Below are 23,457 nucleotides of genomic sequence, written 5' to 3' on the forward strand. Positions count from 1 at the left end.
TTAATTACCAGTCTCGCCCATCTCTGCTTCCTCAATATTAGACCTGAATCCTTACCCAGAAATCAAACTATGAGCACTCCAACTGGCTACCAAATTATTGCCAAAATCTACGAAAGTTCTAATTCATTAGTCTATCGAGCTATAAATGCTCATAATAATCAGCCCATTATCCTTAAGATTCTTAAAGAGGAATATCCTACTCCGTCAGAACTCACTAGATATAAGCAGGAATATGAACTCACTCGCTCCCTAAATCTGGATGGTGCGATCAAAACTTATGGCTTGCAGAGATATCAGAACAGTCTACTCATAATCTTGGAAGATTTTGGCGGAGAATCCTTAGAAAAATTGATTACAGAGCGCCAATTTACACTGAAAGACTTTCTTACCATTTCGATCAAGATTGCTGAAAGTTTAGGTAATATTCACGCCGCCAATATCATTCACAAGGACCTTAACCCGTCTAATATCGTTTATAACCCAGAAACCGGGCAACTCAAAATCATCGACTTCGGCATTTCCAGCATTTTATCGTGGGAAAATCCGACGATTAGCGATCCTAAACACTTAGAAGGCACCTTAGCCTATATTTCGCCAGAGCAAACCGGAAGAATGAACCGAGCGATCGATTACCGGAGTGATTTTTATTCCCTAGGTGTCACCTTTTATGAACTGCTTACCCATCAACTTCCTTTTACAACCACAGATCCTATGGAGTTGGTGCATTGTCATATCGCTAAACAACCTGTACTACCCCATCTCTTAGCAGGAGAAGAACGCTTCCCCAAGATTGTTTCAAACATAGTCATGAAACTAATGGCGAAAACTTCAGAAGAGAGATATCAAAGTGCTGGTGGACTAGTAGCAGATTTAAAAACTTGTCTAAGTCAACTAGAAAATTTTGGTGATATTTTTAATTTTACTTTAAGAAGTCAGGATATTTCAAATAATTTTAAAATTTCGCAAAAGCTCTATGGTAGAAAAAGTGAAATAGACCAGCTATTAACAACTTTCGAGATGGTTAGTCAAGGTTCCACAGAAATGATTGTTGTAGCTGGTTATTCCGGTAGCGGTAAGTCAGCTTTAGTAAATGAAATCCATAAACCAATTGTCCAAAAAAAAGGGTATTTTATCTCTGGTAAATTTGACCAATTTAAAAGAAATATTCCCTACGCTTGCCTTATACAAGCATTTCAAGACATGATTCGGCAATTGCTCACAGAAAGCCATAGGCAACTGCACATATGGAAACAAAAGTTACTAGCAGCAATTGGAACTAATGGTCAAGTAATTATTGATGTTATTCCCGAAGTAGAATTAATTATTGGAAAACAACCTTCGGTAGCACAGTTAAGTCCAACTGAATCCCAAAATCGCTTCAACTTAGTCTTGCGAAAATTCCTTGGTGTGTTTACAAAAAAAGAACATCCTCTAGTTATTTTTTTAGATGATTTACAGTGGGCAGATTCTGCTTCCTTGAAGTTAATTGAACTGTTGATAACTAATATCAATAGCCAATACCTTTTGATGATTGGAGCCTATCGAGATAATGAAGTCAGCCCCACTCATTTTTTAATGAAAACTTTGGATAAAATTCAAAGTGCTGGTATTAATATAAGTAAAATTAACGTCCATCAGTTGAACTTAGAGGATGTCCAAGAATTAATTGCCGATACACTTAGCTGCTCAATAGAAGAGTCAAAAAGTTTAGCCAAACTAGTATTTAATAAAACTAATGGCAATCCCTTCTTTGTGACTCAGCTACTTCAAACTTTATATACACAAAAATTTTTGTTATTTAATTTTAGTACTAGTCGTTGGCAATGGAGTATTGCAGAAATTAAAAAGGTAGAGATAACTGATAACGTAGTTGATTTGATGGTCACTAAAATTGAGAGATTAGATAAGAGTGCCCAAGAAATTTTAAAGTTAGCTGCTTGTATCGGGAACCAATTTGATTTAGATGTACTTTCTGTAATTAGTAAGAAATCTCTTCTAGAGACAGCTATTGAACTTTTACTAGCTATTCGAGAAGGCTTAATTATACCTCTTAGTGATGAGGCTTATAAAATTCCGATTCTCTGCAATCAACAGAAGACTTATCGTTCAGAAATATCTTCTGCTATTATCCCTGATTTTCCATCTTCTATCTATTATAAATTTTTGCACGACCGAGTTCAGCAAGCTGCTTATACGTTAATCCCAGATGAGCAAAAGCAAGAAGTTCATTTCAAAGTAGGTCAACTTTTATTAGAAAATACTACACAAAATAAATTAGAAGAAAATATATTTAATATCATTAATCATTTAAATATAAGTTTATATTTAATTACTACTCAAACAGAAAAAGATAAGCTAGCTCGTCTAAATTTAATTGCAGGTAAGAAAGCTAAGAATGCAGCAGCTTACGAAACAGCTATTAAATATATAGAAATTGGCTTAGAATTGTTGTCATTACAGAGTTGGGATACTCAGTATAAATTAATACTCTCTCTTCATATAGAAGCTGTAGAATTACAATACCTGAATACTCAATTTGAAGCAGCTCAAAACCTGTCTAATATTGTTTTGAAAAAAGCTAAATCCCTTCTTGATAAGTTGAGAGTTTATGAGCTAAAAATTCAATCCTATATTGCTAAAATTCAAATGCAATTGGCTATAGATACTGCACAGGAAGTTTTAGCACAACTAGGAATTTATCTACCTCAAATACCAGATACAAATCATATTAATAAAAAACAAGTAGCTATAAAATTTCTGTTGCAAGACAGGCAAATTGAGGATTTGTCTAATTTACCAACAATGACAGATCCATATAAACTTGCATCTGTAAGAATTTTAATGATTGTTACTACTGCGACAATTATTAGTAATCCTCTTTTATTCTCTCTGGTTACATTAACTGCGGTCAATCTTTGTATTAAGTATGGTAATCCGCCTCAAGCTAGTAGTGTTTATACTTTTTATGGCAAGCTTTTGTGTGGAATGATCCAAGATATTGATATTGGATACCGATTTGGTCAATTGGCTTTAAACTTATTAGAAAAATCTAATATTAAAGAAGCTAAACCTCTTGTATTGCATTATACGGCTGGTTTTATTCGGCACTGGAAAGAACCAATTAATAACGGTAACATAATCGAAACCTTGCAGGAAGCTATTAACATAGGATTAGATACAGGACATATTGAATATACTTCTTATGCAGCTTCAGCATATTGCTTATTTTTAATATTTAGTGGGTATAATCTTGAAGAATTAAGTCATAAGTATCAAGAATATATTGATTTAAATATTAAACTTAAGCAACAATATACAATTTTCTACATGAAGAATTGTAGAACTATTGTTACCAATTTAACAAGTGATTCTCAAAATGAAAATTTTGCAGTGATTGGAAATTCTCTAGCAGAAGAGCAAAAATTGCTCGAACAATGGACTCAAAATCAAGCTGTGTGGTTATTATTTAGTGCTTATTTAGTAAAAACAATTTTATCTTATCTATTTCGCAAATATCACCAAGCTGTTAATTATGCTATTCAAGCAAAAAATAATGCAGACAGTTGTACCTCTTATATAGTTGCAGTACAACATAATTTTTACTACTCTCTGGCTCTGCTGGCTTGTTGCTTTGATGTAGAAAATAATTTCCCAGAGGGATTTTTAGAAAAAGTATCGTTAAATCAAGAAAAAATGAAGACATGGGCTGCTCATTGCCCAGAAAATTGTCAACACAAATATGAGTTGATAGAAGCAGAGAAAGCACGAGTATTAAAACAGAAGTGGTTAGCCCAAGAATTTTATGAAAAAGCTATTCAAGGAGCTCAAAAACAGGGATTTATTCATGAAGAAGCTCTAGCTTATGAACGTGCCGCAGAGTTCTACCTCTCTCTTGCCCGAGATGAAATCGGGCAGTTATATATGAAGAATGCACACGATTGTTATGCTTACTGGGGAGCAAGAACTAAAGTTAAAGATTTAGAATCCAAATACTCACATTTTTTTGCGGGGGCAACAAAACGAACGAAGTTTATGGGCATTAGCACGATAGACTCTATTCCTGGCAGTGATGTAGAATTACTAGACTTGACAACAGTTATCAAAGCATCGCAAGCCGTAGCTGGCGAAATTCTTCTGGACAAATTGCTGGCAAAGTTAATGAAAATAATGATTGAGAATGCAGGGGCTCAGAAAGGCTTCCTGCTTCTCGATAAAAAAGATAACTGGGTGATTGAAGCTGAAGGGACAGTAGATTCTGATGATGTTAATATACTACAATCTATTCCAGTAGACTTTGTAGATGACTCCACTCAACTCCCCCTCCTGTCATCTGCCATCATCAACTATGTTGCTCGCACCCAAGAAAATGTAATTTTAAATGATGCTGCTCATGAGGGAAAATTTACCACTGACTCTTACATTGTCGCCACTCAACCCAAATCCATTCTCTGCACTCCCCTAGTCAATCAAGGCAAACTGAGCGGCATTTTATATTTAGAAAATAATCTCACAACAGGCGCATTTACACCAGGTCGCCTAGAAATTCTAAAACTTCTATCCTCTCAGGCAGCTATTTCACTTCAAAATGCCCAACTCTATGTAGCTTTGCACGAAAACGAGAGAAGGCTGAATCAATTTTTAGAAGCCATGCCAGTGGGCGTATTTGTCATTAATGCCAAGGGTCAACCCTACTATGCTAATCAGACTGCTCAACAGATACTTGGTATGGGCATCGTACCCGAAGGCACGACTACTCAATTGACCGAGACTTATCAAGGCTATTTAGCAGGAACGGAGCAATTGTACCCCACCGAACAGCAGCCGATCATGAGAGCCTTGAACGGCGAAAGCACAACCATTGACGATCTTGAGATTCATCAAGCTGACAAGATTATTCCCTTAGAGGCTTCAGCCACCCCAATTTTTGATGATAATGGTCAAATTGTCTACGCTATAGCCGCCTTTCAAGACATCACCGAACGCAAACGCTCAGAAGAAGAACGGATTCAGTTTACCTATGAGCTAGAACTCAACAATATCGATCTACAGCAAGCCAAAGACGACTTAGCTGAGTACAGCCGCACCCTGGAACAAAAAGTTTCAGAACGCACACAAGAACTCTCACAAACTCTAGAAATTCTCAAAGCCACCCAAGCAGAACTGCTATTTGAAAACGAGTTACTCAGAAGTACCGAACAAGCCAGCACCTTTGACTATCAAGTGGGAGGAAGTTTGCCGATGGATGCTTCCACTTATGTAGTGCGTTCCGCAGATCGTTACCTCTACAAAGCTTTGAAGCGCGGAGAGTTTTGCTACGTTCTCAATCCCCGGCAGATGGGAAAGTCCAGCCTCATGGTACGCATGATTCACCATCTCCAGCACGAGGGGGTTTGTTGTGCGCCGATTGATATGACCCGCATTGGCAGTGAAAATGTTACTCCTGATCAATGGTATAATGGATTAGCCTTTGAGTTAGGGCGACGTTTGGGTTTACGAAGCAAAGTTAACCTAAAAGCTTGGTGGAAAGAGCGAGATGATATTTCTCCAGTTCAGCGGTTGAGTGAATTTATCGAAGAAGTCCTGCTAGTAGAAGCCGGGATAGAAAATGACATTCCCTCCAAACAACTGGTCATTTTTATCGATGAAATTGATAGTGTCTTAGGTTTAAATTTCGCAGTTAATGACTTTTTTACCCTAATTCGCTACTGCTACAACCAGCGTAGTCTCAATCCACAGTATCAGCGTTTGACTTTTGCTTTTTTTGGTGTTGCTACCCCCTCAGATTTAATTAGTAATATCCAAACAACCCCCTTTAACATTGGTCAGTTTATTCAACTGGAGGGTTTTAAAGAGCATGAAGCCCAACCGTTGCTACAAGGATTGGCAGAAAAAGTGAGTAATCCGCAAACCGTGCTTAAAGAAATCTTAGCCTGGACGAACGGGCAGCCTTTTCTTACCCAAAAACTCTGTAAGCTCATCCGCAATACTTCATCTCCCATTCCCAATGGCGGTGAAGTCTCCTGGATTGAGAATTTAGTGCGGACGAATATAATAGACAATTGGGAATCTCAGGATGAGCCAGAACATTTGAGAACCATCCGCGATCGTCTTCTCAAGAGTAACAAATCTGTTCAACTACTAGAAATTTTTCGACAAGTTTTGCATCAGGAAGAAGTTATCACCGTTGACAGCCCAGAGGAAAAGGAATTGCTCTTGTCAGGTTTAGTAGTCAAACAACAGGGAATTTTGAGAGTCCAGAACCGTATTTATAAATTGATTTTTAACCGCAGTTGGGTTGATTTGCACATTTAGGAAGGAGTTTGTTGATATTCTCTTTCGCCTACCTCTTCAGACCAGGGCAAACGCATCTAAAGTACTCTTGAGCGCGACCAAGATTAAGACCCAACAAAAAATCAGTATTTCTGGCTTGATTTATTTTCCAAGGCTCAAAACGATCGCTAAAATATTTGTCAATAAGTAGGGGTTAATGAGATTATTTTTGAGTCTATTGAGAATCTGCTAGTCTTATTGACATGATGCGGCCGCCCTGCTCTTCAGGCAAAGAGCGTTGGCTGGGAAAGCCTTTACGTCTGAGTGCAAGTTTGGCTTTGTCAAGGTAATCTGAATTATAACCTATTTGAGTGTGCAAAATCTTATCCAATTATAAGAATTATACAAGAGATAAGTCATAACAAAATTAGTCACAAGTCAGAAAGAAGTCAGTAAATCTCAGGTTTGAACTCAGTTAGCAGTGGAGTTTGATGAATATATGGGGTTCAAACAGGCTGAACCTTCTGAAAACAAAGATTGTGAGTGCAAAGATGGCAATTCAATATGTAGCTGATCTTTGTGATCGCTATTTTTTTAGAACAATTGCTATTTTGGTAAGTCTAAGACTTTCACCAACCAAAAGAAAATTCAGCATGAATACACATAAATCAGATTTATTTTTACCGATACGACAAAAGCTCGATGCTATGGAAATCCATAATTCCAAATTGGCGCAATTATTGTGCCGAGTAATCCCAGCTTCTTGCCCATTTGAAAGTGACATCAAACTATTTGGGAACTTAATTATCCATATACCACCCTTGTGTAAGCTCAATCCTCTGTATGAGCAGTTAATTAGTTTACGTTTTCGCGCTATTTGCTACCTTACTCACCTAAACTCAAACACTTAATGGGATGAAATCGGTGTGAGAAAAGTAGGCTGAATCGGTTACATAGTATCAGTAATCCATAATCTGACATTGCCAAACAAAAAAACTCAGGTAACAAAATTGACTATTTGTTTAGTCAGCAGGCAAGAAAAACGACCGTGAGGGCAAAGTGCTTGCTTCATCGCTTCGTCATGCTCAAGGTATTCAAAAAAAATAAATATCAGGAGAAAGTATGAGCAATATTTTATTAATTGATGAACATCCTGACACCAAAAACCTCTTAATGAAATGCTTAGAGACAGCAGGGTTTGAGGTAATTATCACAGAAAATGGTCTTGTTAACGTTCAGTTAGTACATCAGAAATTATCTACTACCACTGAAAGTAAAAAATCAAGTACTCAGAAGTCCATATTTCCATCTATTCCACGACTGAGTGAAGTTTTCGAGTTCATTGAATTGAATTATCATCAAAGTATTAGACTGAAAGAAGTAGCTCAAGCAGTTGGTTATTCCTCAGCTTACTTAACTGACTTAGTGCGAAGACTTACCGGGAAAACCGTGAATAATTGGATTATTGAGCGTCGGATAGCAGAAGCAAGCACCTTACTTTTAGAAACTAATGATTCCGTTGATGAAATTGCTTTAAAAGTAGGCTATCAAAATATCAATCATTTCTACTGCCAGTTTCGTGATTACTATCAAAATACTCCCCGTGCTTGGAGAGAAGTACAACGTTGTAAAGTAGCTTAGAACCCAATACTGCAACCATTAAAAGGCATTGCTAGTTAAACAAGTCTTATATTTTGTGACTACCGTGATTGTTTAGCTAAAGTCAGCCTGACTTTTCACGGGATGTGGAAAAGGTCATTTTGAGCGTTTCTTAAGCCCTGATTTTTCCGTTGAATATTCTCATTAACAAGGGAGCTATTGATAATTAGCCTGTGGAAAAAGCCACGCTTTTTCAGGGCTTGAGGACTTACCGTGAAAAGTCAGAAAGTCAGCAGACTGAAAACTTCTGCGATGCCAACGCGGAAAGTGCCATCGCCAAAAAATAGTAGTGTATGTGCATTTAACCGGATTTGATATCACTTGCCTCAATACAGAGCACCCGAAGGGCATTGGCTTTTGGAAAAATATTCAAAATCCAAAAAATAATTAATTAACTCTTCTCTTGATACCGAAAAATAATTAATTAGCAATCCAATATTCAAAGGATACTATTGATACTAGCAAAGAATGAAAGGGTTAACAAACAATCGATTATTTAAGGAGTAATGTACAACTTATGTCTACATACAACCCCGAATGCAGTCCTAATATCTGCGAATTTACTGTTCCTATTAAATTGAATGTTCCTATCTTCATCGAGCCAACATTGGTAATCAAACCCGTTGAGCCTATGAGGGAGAAAGTACACGTTTATCTCGAACCAGATATTCACCTCAGACCAGAAGTAACAGCGGCTGCACCTATCTGTGTTCCTCAAAACGGATATAACAGACAGCAGTTGCCTGTTTAATAGACCCTGCAACAATCATAACCGCAATAATCAATTTACACAATTCGTTTTCATAAAAGGATTCCAAATTATGTCTACATACAACTCTGAATACAACTGTGAATACTACCCTAATGCTTGCGAATTTACGGTTCCTATTAAATTGAACGTTCCCATCTTCATCGAGCCAACATTGGTAATCAAACCCGTTGAGCCTGTGAGGGAAAAACTACACGTTCATCTCGAATCAGATATCCACCTCAAACCAGAAGTAACAGCGACTCCACCTGTTTGTGTTCCTCAAAATGGATATAGTAGACAGCAGTTGCCCGCTTCACAAATACTACCATAGCCATAACTAGGATAACTCTCAAGAAACACATTTTATCACCTTTACCTAGTAATAATTTGATTTTTTCAAGCTAAATGTGTTTCTTTCATTACTAGTAAGGGGGTTTTAATACTTTTGATTTACGCCTTGTGGAACGCTCATAAGTAACCACGCAAAATTAATTACAGTCATTGCGAACGAAGCGCTTCGCTAACGCTCAATTCGCAATGACATTGTGTAATTAATTTTGTTTAACTACTTGTCTTGCAACAGTTAGTTTTAAGGAACTTCCCAACGATAAAAAAATATCCGGTATGATGAATTACCTTGCCTTTGTGGGAGGCGAAATGATTGCAATAAGCATAATAATGCAAGATGTGAATTACACAATCTATAGAATTTATTAAAACTTATTTCTATAACCATTGATTCCATGCAAAAACGCAAACTTAATATCTCTCTAATGTTAAAAGTGCCTATTGACCTCGAAATAGAAGTCTTGGGAGTACCGCCTACAAACTGCCATCAAGCTGAGGAGAAAAAAGAGAATACAAATATCTTTAACCTCGTAGGAGATTCTGAGCCTGAGATTTTGATTAATGGGGCGAATCTAGCTGACATTGATGAAAATAGTCAGGTTTTAGTCAGTCAGATTGTAGATCAGCTTGAACAAACAGGTAAGATTTTTTCCACGTTGTCTCAAACTCAATATGAGCAAGATAACCCAGAAAATTATGAACAAGAAATAGTCGAACAATGTGAATGTTTAGATACTTTTTTAACAGAAAATTTCGCAGTTATTCAACCACAAACTCCACAACATAGTAAAAAAAATATGGGGCATCTATTGGACTCGTTTAACAATAGTTTTGCCCTGGTCGTGAATACTATGGGAACAGTTTTATTTCTAGGTAAACTAGCTAACTATACTTGGGAGTGAAGCAAATATCTGGCGATAATTATGCCTAATGTAAATTAGGAAAAAAGGCGGGAGAAGTAAGAAGATGGATAGTGGTAAATATGTAGTAAAAACAAACTTAGACACTACAACAAGAATTATAATAATGAATAAAATACCAGATAGCACCAATGTAGTTTTTTAGCTTTAGTTAAATGTAATTCAAAATTTTAATAGTTAAAAATGAATAATTTGAGTTAGAAATTATCAGGATTTACTACATATTTACCACTAATAAAACACATAGTAAGTAGTAGTAAGCTATAGCATTGGCAGTAATTTACTGCCAATTATTGTTTTTTTGATAATAGAGAATACATTTATTTTTTATTAAAAATCTACAGTTTATGAAAAATAAAAATAATTAATTAGCTTTTTTTTTACTACCTAAAAATAGTTAGTTATCAACTGGATTTGTTCAAGTTACTATCTGTAGTATGAACTAACCGAAAGGTTAACAAGCAAACTAAATATTCTCAACAATCAAAACTCAAAAATGCCAATACAACCTACTTATCCAGGCGTTTACATACAAGAAATCCCCAGTGGTGTACGCACGATTACAGGCGTATCTACCTCTATTACTGCTTTCATAGGAAGCGCCAAACGTGGTCCTGTTAACGAGCCGATTAATATCAACAGCTACGGCGATTTTGAACGCATTTTCGGAGGACTGTGGCTAAACAGTACTCTTGGCTATGCTGTGCGGGATTTTTATCTAAATGGTGGTAGTCGAGCGATTATTGTTCGACTAGTTCATGATGCTAAAAAGGCAAGCTTAAATGCTAATGGACTTGAACTAGAAGCAGCAGGTGAAGGAATCTGGGGTAACTCTTTGAGAGTTCGCATCGACCAAGAAGTAAATGATGAAGGAACTGATAAAAACGACCTGTTTAATCTCACCATCCGAGATGAGGCAATGGGTCAAACCGAAGTATTCCGTAATGTAGCGGTGAAAACTGACCACCCTAGACGGGTGGATATGGTTTTGTTAAATGAATCCAATTTCGTGCGAGTAAGTGGTGCTTTACCAGCAGATAGACCAAATGCTCATGGGAATCCAGATCCGAATAAGAAATTATGGGCTGATAACGATACTAACACTAAAGCTGATAATGGTTCAGATGGTACTGCCCTAGAAGTGGGAGACTTTACAGGAGAAGGTAAAGAAGGTGCAAAACAAGGTCTTTATGCTTTGGAAAAAGCTGACCTTTTTAATCTTCTCTGCATTCCACCCTATAAAGATGGCAACAAGGATATAGATTATGACTCTCTAGTCGATTCAGCGGCTAAATATTGCGAAAAACGTCGAGCCTTTTTTATCATTGACCCACCAAGCAAGTGGAATGATAAAGACGCTGCTAGAAATGGCGTTAATAGTGATATCGGTTCAACGACCAATTATGGTGCTGTGTTTTTCCCCAGGCTTAAGCAACCAAATCCTCTGCGAAAAAACGCGATTGAAGAGTTTGCTCCTTGCGGTGCTATAGCTGGTATATTTGCTCGCACTGATGTTCAGCGCGGAGTGTGGAAAGCTCCCGCAGGCACAGAAGCAACCCTAGTGGGCGTACCGCAATTGAGTGTACCTCTGACAGATGCAGAAAACGGTGAGTTGAATCCTTTGGGCATTAATTGCTTGCGAACTCTGCCAGCTTTTGGTCGTGTAATCTGGGGGTCACGCACACGGAAGGGAGATGACCGTCTTACTGATGAATGGAAGTATATTCCGGTTCGTCGTTTAGCTCTTTTCTTAGAAGAAAGCCTTTATCGCGGTACTCAATGGGTAGTCTTTGAGCCGAATGACGAGCCTCTGTGGGCGCAGATTCGCCTGAATCTTGGGGCTTTCATGCATACTTTGTTCCGCCAAGGAGCTTTTCAAGGACAGAAGCCTGAAGATGCTTATTTTGTCAAGTGTGACAAAGAAACGACAACTCAAAATGATATCAATTTGGGCATTGTCAACATTGTTGTAGGTTTTGCTCCACTCAAACCTGCTGAGTTTGTGATTATCAGTATTCAGCAAATAGCCGGACAAATAGCAGTTTAAGGATAAAGGACAAAAATATATGCCATCTATTTCGGGAACTCGTTTAGATTTCTACAAAAACTTCAAGTTTAAAGTCAGGATGGAGGGTCAGGTTGTTGCTGCGGTAAGTAAGGTCAGCGGTCTTAAGCGCACAACTGAGGTGATAGAACACCGTACAGGCGGGGACCCTAGCACTGTCTATAAGTCTCCTGGACAAACCAAGTACGATGCGATTACGTTAGAACGGGGTATTACTAAAGATACTAAGTTTGAAGAGTGGGCAAAGAAAGTTTGGGCGCTTGGTGGTAGCCCAGAAGTTTCCCTCGCAGACTTCCGTAAAGATATCATCATTGAGGTTTACGACGAAGGCAATCAAAATAAGGTGACTTCTTACAACGTTTTTGGTTGCTGGGTTTCGGAATATCAAGCTTTACCTGATCTTGATGCTAGTGCTAATGCTGTTGCAATTGAGTATATAAAACTCGAAAATGAAGGGTGGGAGAGGGCTTAACGATGATTTCAACAGTTAACGGTTAATCGTTAACTGTTAACTGTGAAACGGTGTATCAAACTATGCGATCGCTATCAGCCTTTGAACTGTTCAATATTTGGGACTGGGGACATAATCAGCCATCTTGGTCTAGAGCTATAAGGCTACTAGCTACCGCTTGTCCTGAAGTTTCCTTAGATATGCTTACCCAACTGAGTATTGGTCAGCGTGATGCAATGCTGCTGACGTTACGGGAGTGGACTTTTGGTTCGCAACTGGCAAGTCAAGCAGCCTGTCCAAACTGTGGTGAACATTTGGAACTCAACTTTAACGTTGCAGATGTCCGTATGGTATCACCTCAAATTGAATCAGTAGAAAAATTTTCTCTTGAGCTTGCCGAGTATCAGATCAGCTTTCGTCTTCCTAATAGCTTAGATATGATGGCGATCGCTACTCACAAACAGCCAGAAACTGCTCACCAGGTTTTGCTTGAGCGCTGTATCTTAGCCTCTGCTCATAACAGTGAAAATTTGTCACTTGACCAATTGCCATCCAATATGATCGACGCAGTTATTGCAGAGATGACTCGAATTGACCCGCAAGCAAATGTACCACTGGATACTTCTTGCCCTGCTTGCGGTCATGAATGGCAATTAGTGTTTGACATTGTGTCTTTCTTCTGGAGCGAAATTAATGCTTGGGCATTTCGCATTCTCCGCGATGTGCATACCCTATCTGCTGCTTATGGCTGGCATGAGAATGACATTCTGACTATGAGTTCCAGACGACGACAACTGTATTTAGATATGGTGGTGAACAGATGAGCAATTATCTCAACCAATTGGTGGCAAAAAATCTTAAGCTGGTCGATACAGTTCAACCCTTTCTGCTGTCAATATTTGGGTTTTTACCAGAGTCTGTGCCAGAAATGGGGAGTGAGGAAAGTTGGGGAATAAACCAAGAGATTGTCATGGGTGGTGGAGATTCCGCTATAACAACTGAGTTAGAAACAAGTCCACAGACTCAGATATTAGCAAACTCTGACATTATGCAGCCATTAAAATTGCAAGCGATGGCTGTGCGAACGGAGACGCTACCGCGAACGACGAACACAAATCAATTGCAAACATCCGGCGATATCAACAATCCACCATCAACTAGTTTAACCCCAGGGCTTACTCACTACTGGAAACAACCGCCAACCGCAACCTCTTTCTTAGCAGATAAGTCCGATTCTCAACCATCTTCCTCGCAACCAGAGTCAGTCGCTATGACCTCTATTATGCAGGAAGTCAAAGATGTTTTAGATACACAGCCTTTAACACTTCCAATGGCGGTGGAACAACCAACAACGGCTTTGTACAAAATAGGGATGAAAAATGAACCGCCAAAACCCCAAGAAATAGATTTACAAGTACATACAGAACATCAAATCATTCCAGAAATAGTCAACACCCCAATAACATTTGCTACATCCAACAGGCAGGAAGTAGTTAAAAATCATCCTGCGGTTTCTCTTACGATGCAAGAGATGGTATCTTCAGAAAAATCGCTGACAATGCCAGAGTTAGAACCAGTAGTGATAGAACCCACATCAGATAAAGTGTTGCCTACTGTGGAAAGACAGCCGTTAAGGTTAGCTACTCCTAATCCACTTGAAGATTACCGTTTAGGCAGCAGGGGAGCAGACGAGCAGACGAGCAGGGGAACAGAAATTACATCAGTAATTTTACACCAGGAAGGGAGTAGTAATGTGGAAGCAATCACTCCTTTATCAGTATTGCCAGTAAAATCACATAAGCAGCCTGTACCTTTTTTGTCTAAAGAGCCAGGGATTGAAATCAATCGGTTTGTTCCATCCTCACCATCGTCAAAGGTAATGAGGGCGCAAGTGGACTCCCATCAATCCCAACCGCAGTCTGTGGCGATCGCCCCTGATAGATCCTTCGTCCAGGGCGCAGAAACACAGCAGTCAACGCCTGCACCAACGCTGGAAACAAATACTCGGTTCCCGGCGGTAACACAATTAACACAGCCTGCAACGGAATCTTTAGGACAGCAAGCAGTTAAAAGTCATGCTGCGGTTTCTCTTACGGTGCAAGAGATGGTATCTTCAGGACAATCGCTGACGATGCCAGAGTCAGAACCAGTAGTGATACGCACATCAGATAAAGTGTTGCCTACTGTGGAAAGACAGCCGTTAAGGTCAGCTACTCCTAATCCACCTGAAGATTACCGTTTAGGCAGCAGGGGAGCAGAAATTACATCGGTAATTTTACATCAGGAAGAGAGTAGCAATGTGGAAGCAATCACTCCTTTATCAGCATTGCCAGTAAAATCACATAAGCAGCCTGTACTTTTTTTGTCTAAAGAGCCAGGGATTGAAATCAATCGGTTTGTTCCATCCTCACCATCGTCAAAGGTAATGAGGGCGCAAGTGGACTCCCATCAATCCCAACCGCAGTCTGTGGCGATCGCCCCTGATAGATCCTTCGTCCAGGGCGCAGAAACACAGCAGTCAACGCCTGCACCAACGCTGGAAACAAATATTCGGTTCCCACATCCGGCGGTGGCGCAATTAACACAGCCTGCAACGGAATCTTTGGGACAGCAAGCAGTTAAAATTCATCCTAGCGATTCCCGTCCCTTGTCGCCAAAGGCGATCGGTTCTGAACAATCACGAAATCAGCTAAACTCAGAACCAGTAAGCAGAGAACGCACATCTGTACAAGTACCGAGGCAAGAGATTGTATCTGTACAGCCTACTTCACTTTTTCAAGATAGACCACTTGGCACACCCAATATTCTTCCTGACTTTTCACAAAATCGGGAAAACCTCTCTCCCGCAAGTCCAGAAGCTTTGAATTCTCCCCCAAACCATGATGGGAAGGGGTCTAGGGGGTTAGGTTTCGCGTTATCTTTTCCAGATGAGGTGACAAGCCAAAATATTCTTCAGCCGATAAATGATGATTCTCGTCGCGGTTCTGTCTTTTTATCAGCCAGCAGACAAGAACAGCGACAAGGGGAATCATTCGGTAATTCAACAACACCACCAACTATTAAAGTTTCCATTGGTTCTATGGAAATTCGCACTCCGTCCCCAATACCGCCACCACCACGACCAAAAGCACGACCAAAACCACCTGTGATGAGTTTAGATGAATACTTACGCCAACGTTCTAGGGGGAGGTAGGTAATATGAGTAATGCATTATCTATTGCAGCTGTTACAACAACACTGCGTTCCCTGCTACAGCATAAATTTGACACCGAAGGTGGTGGGACTGTTGTTACCACAAAACCTTTGGATAAAGTTCGAGATAACAGTATCAGTAACGGCAATCAGGTAAATCTGTTTCTTTACCATACCCAGATTAACCCAGGTTGGCGGAACATGGATATACCTGACCAAGTGAAGCCTGGTGAAACAGCACAGCCACTGTTACCGTTAAACCTCTACTATTTGCTCACTACTTACTCTCAGAGTGATGATTACCCAGAACCTACCAGTCATCGCTTGCTGGGGTTGGCTATGAGTGTTTTACATGACCATTCTATACTCACTCCTGCGGATATTAAAGCGGCTTTGCCTGCAACCACATACGACCTTGACCAACAACAAGAACAGTTGCGAATTGTTTACCAAGCGTTATCTGTGGAAGAGTCATTTAATCTGTGGACAACTTTTCAGTCTCCCTATCGAATTTCCGCAGCTTATGAGGTGTCAGTAGTATTGATTGAGAGTGGACTGACTACGAAAACTCCGCTACCAGCCATCAGACGACAAAGTGATGACAGTGGGGCAATTCTGCGGTCAGATTTGATGTCTTTTTTACCGACGCTACAGGCAGTGCAGTTGCCAAATCAGCAAGCTAGTGCCAGGTTGGGTGATGTTCTCATTGTCAATGGTTATAATTTAGATGGTGAAACTGTAGTTATATTATTTACAAATAACCGTAGAGAAATTACGGTAGAATTACCATCCCTGCCAGAGAGAACGCCAACAGATATCAGGGTACAATTGCCTGATGAAGCTGCTAACTGGGTTGCAGGTTTTTATACTGTAGCAGTGAGCGTAACCCGGACTGGGGAACAAATTCGGACTAGCAATGAGTTATCTTTTTCCCTAGCACCAAGAATTTTGGATATTATACCACGGGAGGCAGCGCGGGATGCAAATGGTGAGGTGACGCTAACCCTGATTTGTAGCCCCCAAGTACGACCAGAACAGCGGGTGGCTTTATTGTTGGGCGATCGCGAAATTGTCGCACCACCCCGAACAACTACCACAGACCGGCTGGAGTTTCGGATTACCGGGGTAACACCGGATGAGTATTTTGTGAGGTTGCGGATTGATGGCGTAGATAGTTTGTTGGTGGATCGGACGGTGACACCGCCAGCCTTCGACCAGAATCAGAAGGTGACAATAGTATGAACGACATGAATAATTGGTTACAACAAAACCAAGAATACTTAGGGGAAGCGCTGGCTTGGTTGCGATCGCGTCTGTACGAAATGGCAAAATTACCAGATGCAGAAATACCAGAGGTGAGAGAATTTCCCACTGGGGAGGCGATGAATCCACCACCAGCGCTGATGTTGTTAAGCCATAAATTAGGGCTATCGCGCTTTGAGCAACAGGTGCTACTGTTATGTGTAGCTATGGAGTTAGATCCAGGTATAGCTCGACTGTGCGCCAAAGCACAGGATAATCCCCACCAGCCTTACCCCACATTTGCCCTCGCTTTATCCCTATTTGATGAACCTGCTTGGAATGCCCTTTCTTGGGAAAGTCCTTTGCGCTACTGGCGATTGATTGAAATTCACCAGTCGGGAGTGCAAGCACTAACTAGTAGTGCGTTGCGTGCTGATGAGAGAATTGTTCACTATATCAAAGGGTTAAATATTTTAGATGATCGCTTGGCATCATTATTAATGCCACTGGCGGCTGAGGAATTGGAGGTAAAATTACCCCATTCCCAGCAGACTGTTGTGGAGTCAATTATCCAACAACTGACACAAACTGGCAGAGGGCAACCTTTACCAGTGATTCAGTTAGTAGGGGCAGATTCCCAGAGTAAACAACTAATAGCCCAGCAAGTAGTAGCCGAGATGGATAGATATATCTATCGGCTACCCGTGGAACTATTGCCCAGCAACGCCAGTGAGTTAGAAACCCTTGCCCGCCTTTGGCAACGGGAAACCTTGTTATTGCCCCTGGCTTTATATTTAGATGCCCAAGAGGTTGACGGGAAACAGCATCAGGAAGGAAAATTACCACCCCTGCATCGGTTTCTCAACCGCACTGGCGGATTAATTTTCCTAAATACCCGTGAAGTAAGGCAGAATTTAGGGCTACCAACGATTGTTGTAGATATAGATAAACCTACAGCACAAGAACAACAAGTCCTCTGGGAGGCGGTGCTAGATTCTTCTTCACGGTCGTATGCGGGAATATTAGCTAGTCAGTTTAATCTGAATGTAGTGACAATTAGGCAAATTGCGGAGACTGCACAGGCGGAAAGCTCTAATTCAGCAATTAATAATCAGAATGATTTGCCAGGGAGTTTGCCCAGATCCAAAATCACGCCACTTGCTACAACGGAGGGAACCTCCGCAACGCAGTGGCTCCAAAATCCAAAATCTAAAATCCAAAATCATTTATGGTCTGGTTGTCTTGCTAGTACCCGCCCACAGTTGGATTCCCTCGCCCAACGCCTCAACCCCAAAGCCACTTGGAATGATATTGTTCTTCCACCAGAAGAGACAAACTTATTGCAGCAAATAGCCGAACAAATCCGTCAGCGTAGTCAAGTTTATCAACATTGGGGTTTTGATAAACGCATGAATCGGGGTATGGGTATCAGCGCCTTGTTTGCAGGGGAAAGCGGTACAGGTAAGACAATGGCTGCGGAAGTGATAGCCAATGATTTGCAACTCCATCTTTATCGCATTGACCTTTCAGCGGTGGTTAACAAATATATAGGAGAAACAGAAAAAAATCTGCGGCGATTGTTTGATGCGGCGGAAGATGGGGGGGCGATTTTGTTTTTTGATGAAGCCGATGCTTTATTTGGCAAACGTTCTGAGGTGAGAGATAGTCATGACCGCCACGCCAATATTGAGGTAAATTATCTGTTGCAGAGGTTGGAGGCATATCGCGGTTTGGCAATTTTGGCAACCAATCTTAAGAGTTCTATAGACCAAGCCTTTATGCGCCGCTTGCGGTTTATTGTCAATTTTCCCTTTCCAGGCGTGGCTGAACGTCAGGTGATGTGGGAGAAGGTGTTTCCACCACAGACACCAACAGAGAATTTAGATTATCAGCGTTTGGCGCGTTTGAATTTGACTGGTGCAAGTATCCACAATGTGGCTTTGAATGCTGCTTTTTTGGCGGTGCAACGGGGTACAGATGTGACAATGGCGTTGGTGTTAGCAGCAGCGCGGAGTGAGTTTCGCAAATTAGATCGACCGGTGAATGAAGCGGATTTTCGGGTTTTAGTACCTACGGGGGTTAGGGGATGAATATCAACATTGATATAGAAAAGCTGGTTTTTGAGGGGATGGCTATGTCTCCCAGTCAGCGGCGGTTGTTGCAAGCGGCTGTGGAGGCTGAGTTGGGGCGATTGCTAGCCACGGAAGGGATACCAGAGAAGTGGAAAGGAGGTGGGGTAGTGCCTTCGGATGCTATTCAACTAAAGCCTGGAACGAATTTCACTCAGATGGGACAACAAATTGCACAAAGAATATATGGAGGAATGAAACCATGACTAGTAAAAGAATTGCACAAAATAATCAGCAGCAAAAAAGTGATAAATCCCAAGGGAGTGGTATTTTACAGCGTGCAGCAGTGCGATCGGTTTCCGACGCTGGGGTGCAATCAACAGACGATCAAGAAGAACTGACATTAAGTAATGGGGCTTTTTCCAAAGACTTTAGCCAAGTGCCTATTAGTACGAATCAACCACAGCAGTTTCAGGCAACAAAACCCCAAAATTATAGAGTGCCACCTATCCAGGCAAAATTGACTATCGGGGAACCAGATGATCGCTACGAACAGGAAGCAGATCGGGTCGCATCGCAAGTAGTACAAAGGATTAATGCACCATCATCCACAGGGGTTTCTGTGCAACGTGAGGCAATGCCAGAGGATGAGGAAGAACTGCAAATGAAATCCCTGGCAGATTCTATCCAACGCGTGGAGATTGACGATGAGGAAGAACTTCAAATGAAAACCCAGGTGCAGCGCCAGGAAGCCATTGGTGGAGGGGAAGCATCAACTGATTTGACATCGGCTATTAATAGTGCCAGAGGTGGTGGACAGGCGATCGCAGACAATATCCGGGAACCGATGGAGGTGGCGTTTGGCGCAGATTTCAGTGGGGTGAAGGTTCACACGGATGGTCAATCTGACCAGTTGAATCGGTCAATTCAGGCGCGTGCTTTCACGACGGGACAGGATGTGTTCTTTCGGCAGGGGGAATATAATCCAGGGAGTCGGGGCGGGCAAGAGTTGTTGGCGCATGAGTTGACCCATGTTGTGCAGCAATCAGATAATAAGACTGAGCTCCAACGCAGGGCATTGACAGATGGATTCAATTTGAATAGCGTAGATTTTTCTGATGTAAGTGGACACGGTACATATGCAACCAGACAAGTAACGATGCACTCGCAAATCGATAATTTATTTGAACAAATTCAAGAGCATTTGGAAAAATCTGACGATGATCGGGACATAGTAATACTAACTGGGTGTCATGGTGATCCCCAAGGGAATTTAATATACAATCACGATAATTTTTATGCTGAGGATTTAGAGTTAGAGGATGAACAAGTTCATGTCATCAATATGCAAAATCTAACGATAGACCAACAGAGAACACAGATGAGGAGAACAAACGTCGTGCTTATATTATCGTGGTGCTATAGTGCCGAAACTTATAGAAATATCGACCACTACGAGATCGTTGGGTGAAATAGTGCGATCGCCTGATCTTGTAGGGTGCGTTAAGAAGTGCGATCGCATCTGTTTTAAGTGGGGTAAATGGACATGAAAGTATTAGAATTTGCCCATTCTACGCCTCTTGAAATGCGATCGCCTAATTAAGGATAAGCAATGAAACAAGACGCTAATATTGTCGGTTAGTTTGGCAATGGCGACCGTAGGCGATCACTCGATACTATAGAATGAGTTTCCCGAAAATTTAGACTTTCGATAAATTGTGTTACAAGTGCGATCGCTTGATATTGTAGGATGCGTTAGCGATCGCCACTATTGTAGAGTGCGAAAACGTGCGTGCGATCGCCCCGAAGTGTTTTAGTGCGATCGCCTGATATTGTAGCGACAGTGCGATCGCTGATCTTGTAGGGTGCGTTAATGAAATGTAACGCACCATCTATATGCTGATTATCGGTGTCGTACTCTCCGTGCTAACACACCCTACGTATGAATGGATTTTACTTAAGTGCGTACCCATATCTTGTAGGGTGCGTTAACGAAGTAACGCACCGAACCAATCTCATGCAGCGTTACGGCGTAAACAACCAAATTGCTTGTCAAATATCCTACCACAAACGCCTAACGCACCCAATCGACAGATATTGATTTGGCATCAACAATGGGTATTTTAAAACTATCAACTCATCAATGAATACCTATGCCTAATTACCGCCGAGCCAAACTTCCTGGTGGTACTTATTTTATCACCCAAGTTACTCATAATCGCCAACCTTGGCTGATTACCGACATCGCACGCCTTGCACTCCGCGCTGCTATCACTCATGTCCGTCAAAAATATCCCTTCACTATCGACGCATTTGTGCTTTTACCCGATCATTTCCATTGTTTATGGACTTTACCAGAAGGAGATAGCGATTTATCAACTCGACTGCGATTAATTAAAACATTTGTCACCAAAAGGTATGGAAGCGAATTAGAAATTAATGCTGATATTTCCACTTCTCGAAAAAAACGACAAGAACGCAATTTATGGCAAAGACGATTTTGGGAACATCTGATACGCGATGATAGAGATTTTGCCAAACCGCAGAAGAAAGGGTTTTACAAAGCGGCTACGCACTGGCAAATTCGGTATATTGTCTGACATGAGGTGGATGAAATGCTAAAACAATTTCCTCTTTTGGAATCCCTTTGAGCAACAAATCTGTCGCCACCCCATTTTCTGTCCAATCTTCCTCAATCCAAATTTTCTCATCTTTTAAACAGATATGAATCATCACACTTTTAATCCGTTCATCTTTGTGCCAACCCATCAATAGCAAAAGATACTGATCGTGTATTTCATCAAAGGCTAAAACACTTTCAGTTTTAGAACCCGATTTTTCATTGAGATGATGATATTCTGTTAAAACTTCTTAGATGATTTGACGATAATGCTTTAATCTATCCATTGCACAATCACCTCATTTTCGGCATCAACGATGTAAGGATTCAGGTGACAGAGTATTGACAAAGGGGACAGTAGAGGGAGAGTATCACAGATATGAACCAAAACCTGCCTCAAGATTTAGACCGAGAAAGTTTGAACCAGTTATCGAAGGAAGAACTGGTGGAAATCATCATTGAGCAGAGCAAGGTAATAAGTGAGCTACAAAAGATAATCTTAGAACTACAGCAAGAAATAGAACGTTTAAAAGTCAGTAGAGATTTAGACAGTTCTAATTCGTCGAAACCGCCATCACAAGACATCCACAAAAAGAGCGAAAACAAAAAAGCACCACCTCAAGACCAATCAAATCAGCCAAAAAAGAAACCAGGTGGGCAGCCAGGGCATCAAGGTAAGACTCGTAAGGGGTTTGGCAGAGTAGACCGTTATGAAATCTTACGTCCTACGGATTGCGCTTACTGTGGTCAAAAAGCATTTGTTCCTGGGGCAGTAAAAGTAGAAAAACACGCGGTAGCGCAACTAGTGGAACGTCCTATAGAAATAGTGGAGTATCAACGTCACACCTGCGTGTGTGAGTGTTGTGGCAATTTACAAGCTGGCTCTTGGCCACAAGATATCATCCCAGAACAAGATTTAGGGGTGAAATTACAGGCGTTTTTAGGATGGGCAAATAACTATGCACATATGCCCTATGAGAAACAACAAGAAATGTTGTGGGAATTGGGGCAAATCGATATTGGGCTGGGGACGTTAGTTGCAACCAACGAACGAATAACTGGGGCAATAGAACCAAGCATTAGTGAATTAAGCGATTGGGTAAAACAGACGCAGCCTAACATTCATGTGGATGAAACACCTTGGTCAGTCAAGGGAGTTAAAGAATGGCTGTGGGTAGTTGCCAATTCTGAATTCTGCCTATTTACTGCGGCTGATACTCGTTCTAGAGCCGAACTAGAAGCAATTTTGGGCACTAAATATACAGGCGTACTCAGCAGCGATGATTTTAGCGTTTATAACGGCTATCAAGCTGTTGCCCAACAGAAATGTTTAGCACATCTACGCCGTCACTTCAAGAAATTAATTCAACTTCCAGGTCTTCACAACCAAGCTATTGGTCAAGCATTCGTTGATTTAATTGATGAAGCCTTTAGAAATTACGCCCAATGGTTTGAAACTCTTGATTCCAGCCTTTATAACGATTGGGTCAATGAATTCAAATCCAAGTTGCAATCCTCTATTGATCAATGGATTAACTTAGCCGGAGCGACAGCAGGGCAGCTTTTACGTTCTTTGCGCGATAAAGCTCATCAATGGTGGTATTTTCTGGATAACCCTGAAGTGCCTCCTGATAACAATCAGGCTGAACGATCGCTGCGTTTAGCTGTCACCAAACGTAAAGTTAGTGGTGGTTCCCGTTCGATGGAGCGGTTTCAACATACTGCCAATTTGTTGACGGTAGTGCAAACCTGTCGCCGTCAAGGTAGGTCTGTAATTGATTTTTTTGCACAAGCTCTAATGGCTGACTCTAATAATAATAGTCTGTCTCGTCCTTCTTTGCTTCCTCAATATTAGACCTGAATCCTTACA

Annotated in this window: 17 protein-coding genes and 1 pseudogene; 16 read left to right on the forward strand and 2 right to left on the reverse strand. The window is 40.9% G+C overall.

What is annotated here, in order from left to right; all coding sequences use genetic code 11:
- The first annotated feature begins 69 nt into the window (after positions 1 to 69).
- The 14 genes from RM049_RS36790 to RM049_RS36855 all read left to right on the forward strand — a co-directional run bounded on the left by RM049_RS36790 (position 70) and on the right by RM049_RS36855 (position 20,438).
- A complete protein-coding gene (locus RM049_RS36790; RefSeq protein ID WP_322707740.1) occupies positions 70 to 6,312 on the forward strand; it encodes an AAA family ATPase in 6,243 nt (2,080 codons plus the stop codon).
- A 611-nt stretch (positions 6,313 to 6,923) separates the two neighbouring features.
- The gene (locus RM049_RS36795) at positions 6,924 to 7,181 is read left to right on the forward strand and encodes a Mo-dependent nitrogenase C-terminal domain-containing protein (protein WP_322707741.1); all 258 of its coding nucleotides are present in this window, start codon (positions 6,924 to 6,926) and stop codon (positions 7,179 to 7,181) included.
- A gap of 211 nt (positions 7,182 to 7,392) precedes the next feature.
- Positions 7,393 to 7,911, forward strand: a complete 519-nt coding sequence (locus tag RM049_RS36800; protein WP_322707742.1) for a helix-turn-helix domain-containing protein — start codon at positions 7,393 to 7,395, stop codon at positions 7,909 to 7,911.
- Between the two features lie 535 nt (positions 7,912 to 8,446).
- A complete protein-coding gene (locus tag RM049_RS36805; RefSeq protein ID WP_322707743.1) occupies positions 8,447 to 8,680 on the forward strand; it encodes a hypothetical protein in 234 nt (77 codons plus the stop codon).
- Positions 8,681 to 8,750: 70 nt separating this feature from the next.
- Positions 8,751 to 9,011: a hypothetical protein gene (locus tag RM049_RS36810; RefSeq protein ID WP_322707744.1), complete on the forward strand. Its 261-nt coding sequence runs from the start codon at positions 8,751 to 8,753 to the stop codon at positions 9,009 to 9,011.
- Positions 9,012 to 9,423: 412 nt separating this feature from the next.
- Positions 9,424 to 9,930 carry a hypothetical protein gene (locus RM049_RS36815; RefSeq protein ID WP_322707745.1) on the forward strand — a complete coding sequence of 169 codons (507 nt, stop codon included), beginning with the start codon at positions 9,424 to 9,426 and terminating at the stop codon, positions 9,928 to 9,930.
- Between the two features lie 514 nt (positions 9,931 to 10,444).
- A complete protein-coding gene (locus tag RM049_RS36820) occupies positions 10,445 to 11,995 on the forward strand; it encodes a phage tail sheath family protein (RefSeq protein ID WP_322707746.1) in 1,551 nt (516 codons plus the stop codon).
- A 19-nt stretch (positions 11,996 to 12,014) separates the two neighbouring features.
- The gene (locus RM049_RS36825) at positions 12,015 to 12,485 is read left to right on the forward strand and encodes a phage tail protein (protein ID WP_322707747.1); all 471 of its coding nucleotides are present in this window, start codon (positions 12,015 to 12,017) and stop codon (positions 12,483 to 12,485) included.
- A 50-nt stretch (positions 12,486 to 12,535) separates the two neighbouring features.
- The gene (locus RM049_RS36830) at positions 12,536 to 13,288 is read left to right on the forward strand and encodes a phage baseplate protein (RefSeq protein ID WP_322707748.1); all 753 of its coding nucleotides are present in this window, start codon (positions 12,536 to 12,538) and stop codon (positions 13,286 to 13,288) included.
- Positions 13,285 to 15,657, forward strand: a complete 2,373-nt coding sequence (locus tag RM049_RS36835; protein WP_322707749.1) for a hypothetical protein — start codon at positions 13,285 to 13,287, stop codon at positions 15,655 to 15,657. Before RM049_RS36830 ends, RM049_RS36835 begins: the two co-directional genes overlap by 4 nt.
- A gap of 5 nt (positions 15,658 to 15,662) precedes the next feature.
- A complete protein-coding gene (locus RM049_RS36840; RefSeq protein ID WP_322707750.1) occupies positions 15,663 to 16,898 on the forward strand; it encodes a DUF4255 domain-containing protein in 1,236 nt (411 codons plus the stop codon).
- Positions 16,895 to 18,988, forward strand: coding sequence for an ATP-binding protein (locus tag RM049_RS36845; RefSeq protein ID WP_322707751.1), 2,094 nt, complete (start codon positions 16,895 to 16,897; stop codon positions 18,986 to 18,988). The genes RM049_RS36840 and RM049_RS36845 overlap by 4 nt, the downstream gene beginning before the upstream one ends.
- Complete coding sequence (locus RM049_RS36850) at positions 18,985 to 19,233, forward strand: hypothetical protein (RefSeq protein WP_322707752.1); 249 nt, start codon at positions 18,985 to 18,987, stop codon at positions 19,231 to 19,233. Before RM049_RS36845 ends, RM049_RS36850 begins: the two co-directional genes overlap by 4 nt.
- On the forward strand, positions 19,230 to 20,438 hold the full coding sequence (locus RM049_RS36855) for an eCIS core domain-containing protein (protein ID WP_322707753.1): 1,209 nt from the start codon (positions 19,230 to 19,232) through the stop codon (positions 20,436 to 20,438). Before RM049_RS36850 ends, RM049_RS36855 begins: the two co-directional genes overlap by 4 nt.
- A 250-nt stretch (positions 20,439 to 20,688) precedes the next feature.
- On the opposite strand, the gene RM049_RS36860 is transcribed toward RM049_RS36855, so the two are convergent.
- On the reverse strand, positions 20,689 to 20,859 hold the full coding sequence (locus RM049_RS36860) for a hypothetical protein (RefSeq protein ID WP_322707754.1): 171 nt from the start codon (positions 20,857 to 20,859) through the stop codon (positions 20,689 to 20,691).
- 261 nt (positions 20,860 to 21,120) lie between these two features.
- Here RM049_RS36860 and RM049_RS36865 point away from each other — a divergent pair, with 261 nt between their 5' ends.
- On the forward strand, positions 21,121 to 21,567 hold the full coding sequence (locus RM049_RS36865) for an REP-associated tyrosine transposase (protein ID WP_322707755.1): 447 nt from the start codon (positions 21,121 to 21,123) through the stop codon (positions 21,565 to 21,567).
- On the opposite strand, the pseudogene RM049_RS36870 reads toward RM049_RS36865, so the two are convergent.
- A pseudogene (locus RM049_RS36870) lies at positions 21,536 to 21,778 on the reverse strand (XisI protein); the annotation flags it as partial. The gene RM049_RS36865 and the pseudogene RM049_RS36870 sit on opposite strands and share 32 nt — an antisense overlap.
- Positions 21,779 to 21,966: 188 nt before the next feature.
- Here RM049_RS36870 and tnpC point away from each other — a divergent pair.
- Positions 21,967 to 23,442 (forward strand): IS66 family transposase, encoded by a 1,476-nt coding sequence (gene tnpC / locus RM049_RS36875; RefSeq protein WP_322707756.1) that lies wholly within the window; start codon positions 21,967 to 21,969, stop codon positions 23,440 to 23,442.
- Positions 23,443 to 23,457: the final 15 nt, after the last annotated feature.

Origin of the sequence: Nostoc sp. DedQUE04 (genome assembly GCF_034530995.1) — a bacterium.
GTDB lineage: Bacteria > Cyanobacteriota > Cyanobacteriia > Cyanobacteriales > Nostocaceae > Nostoc.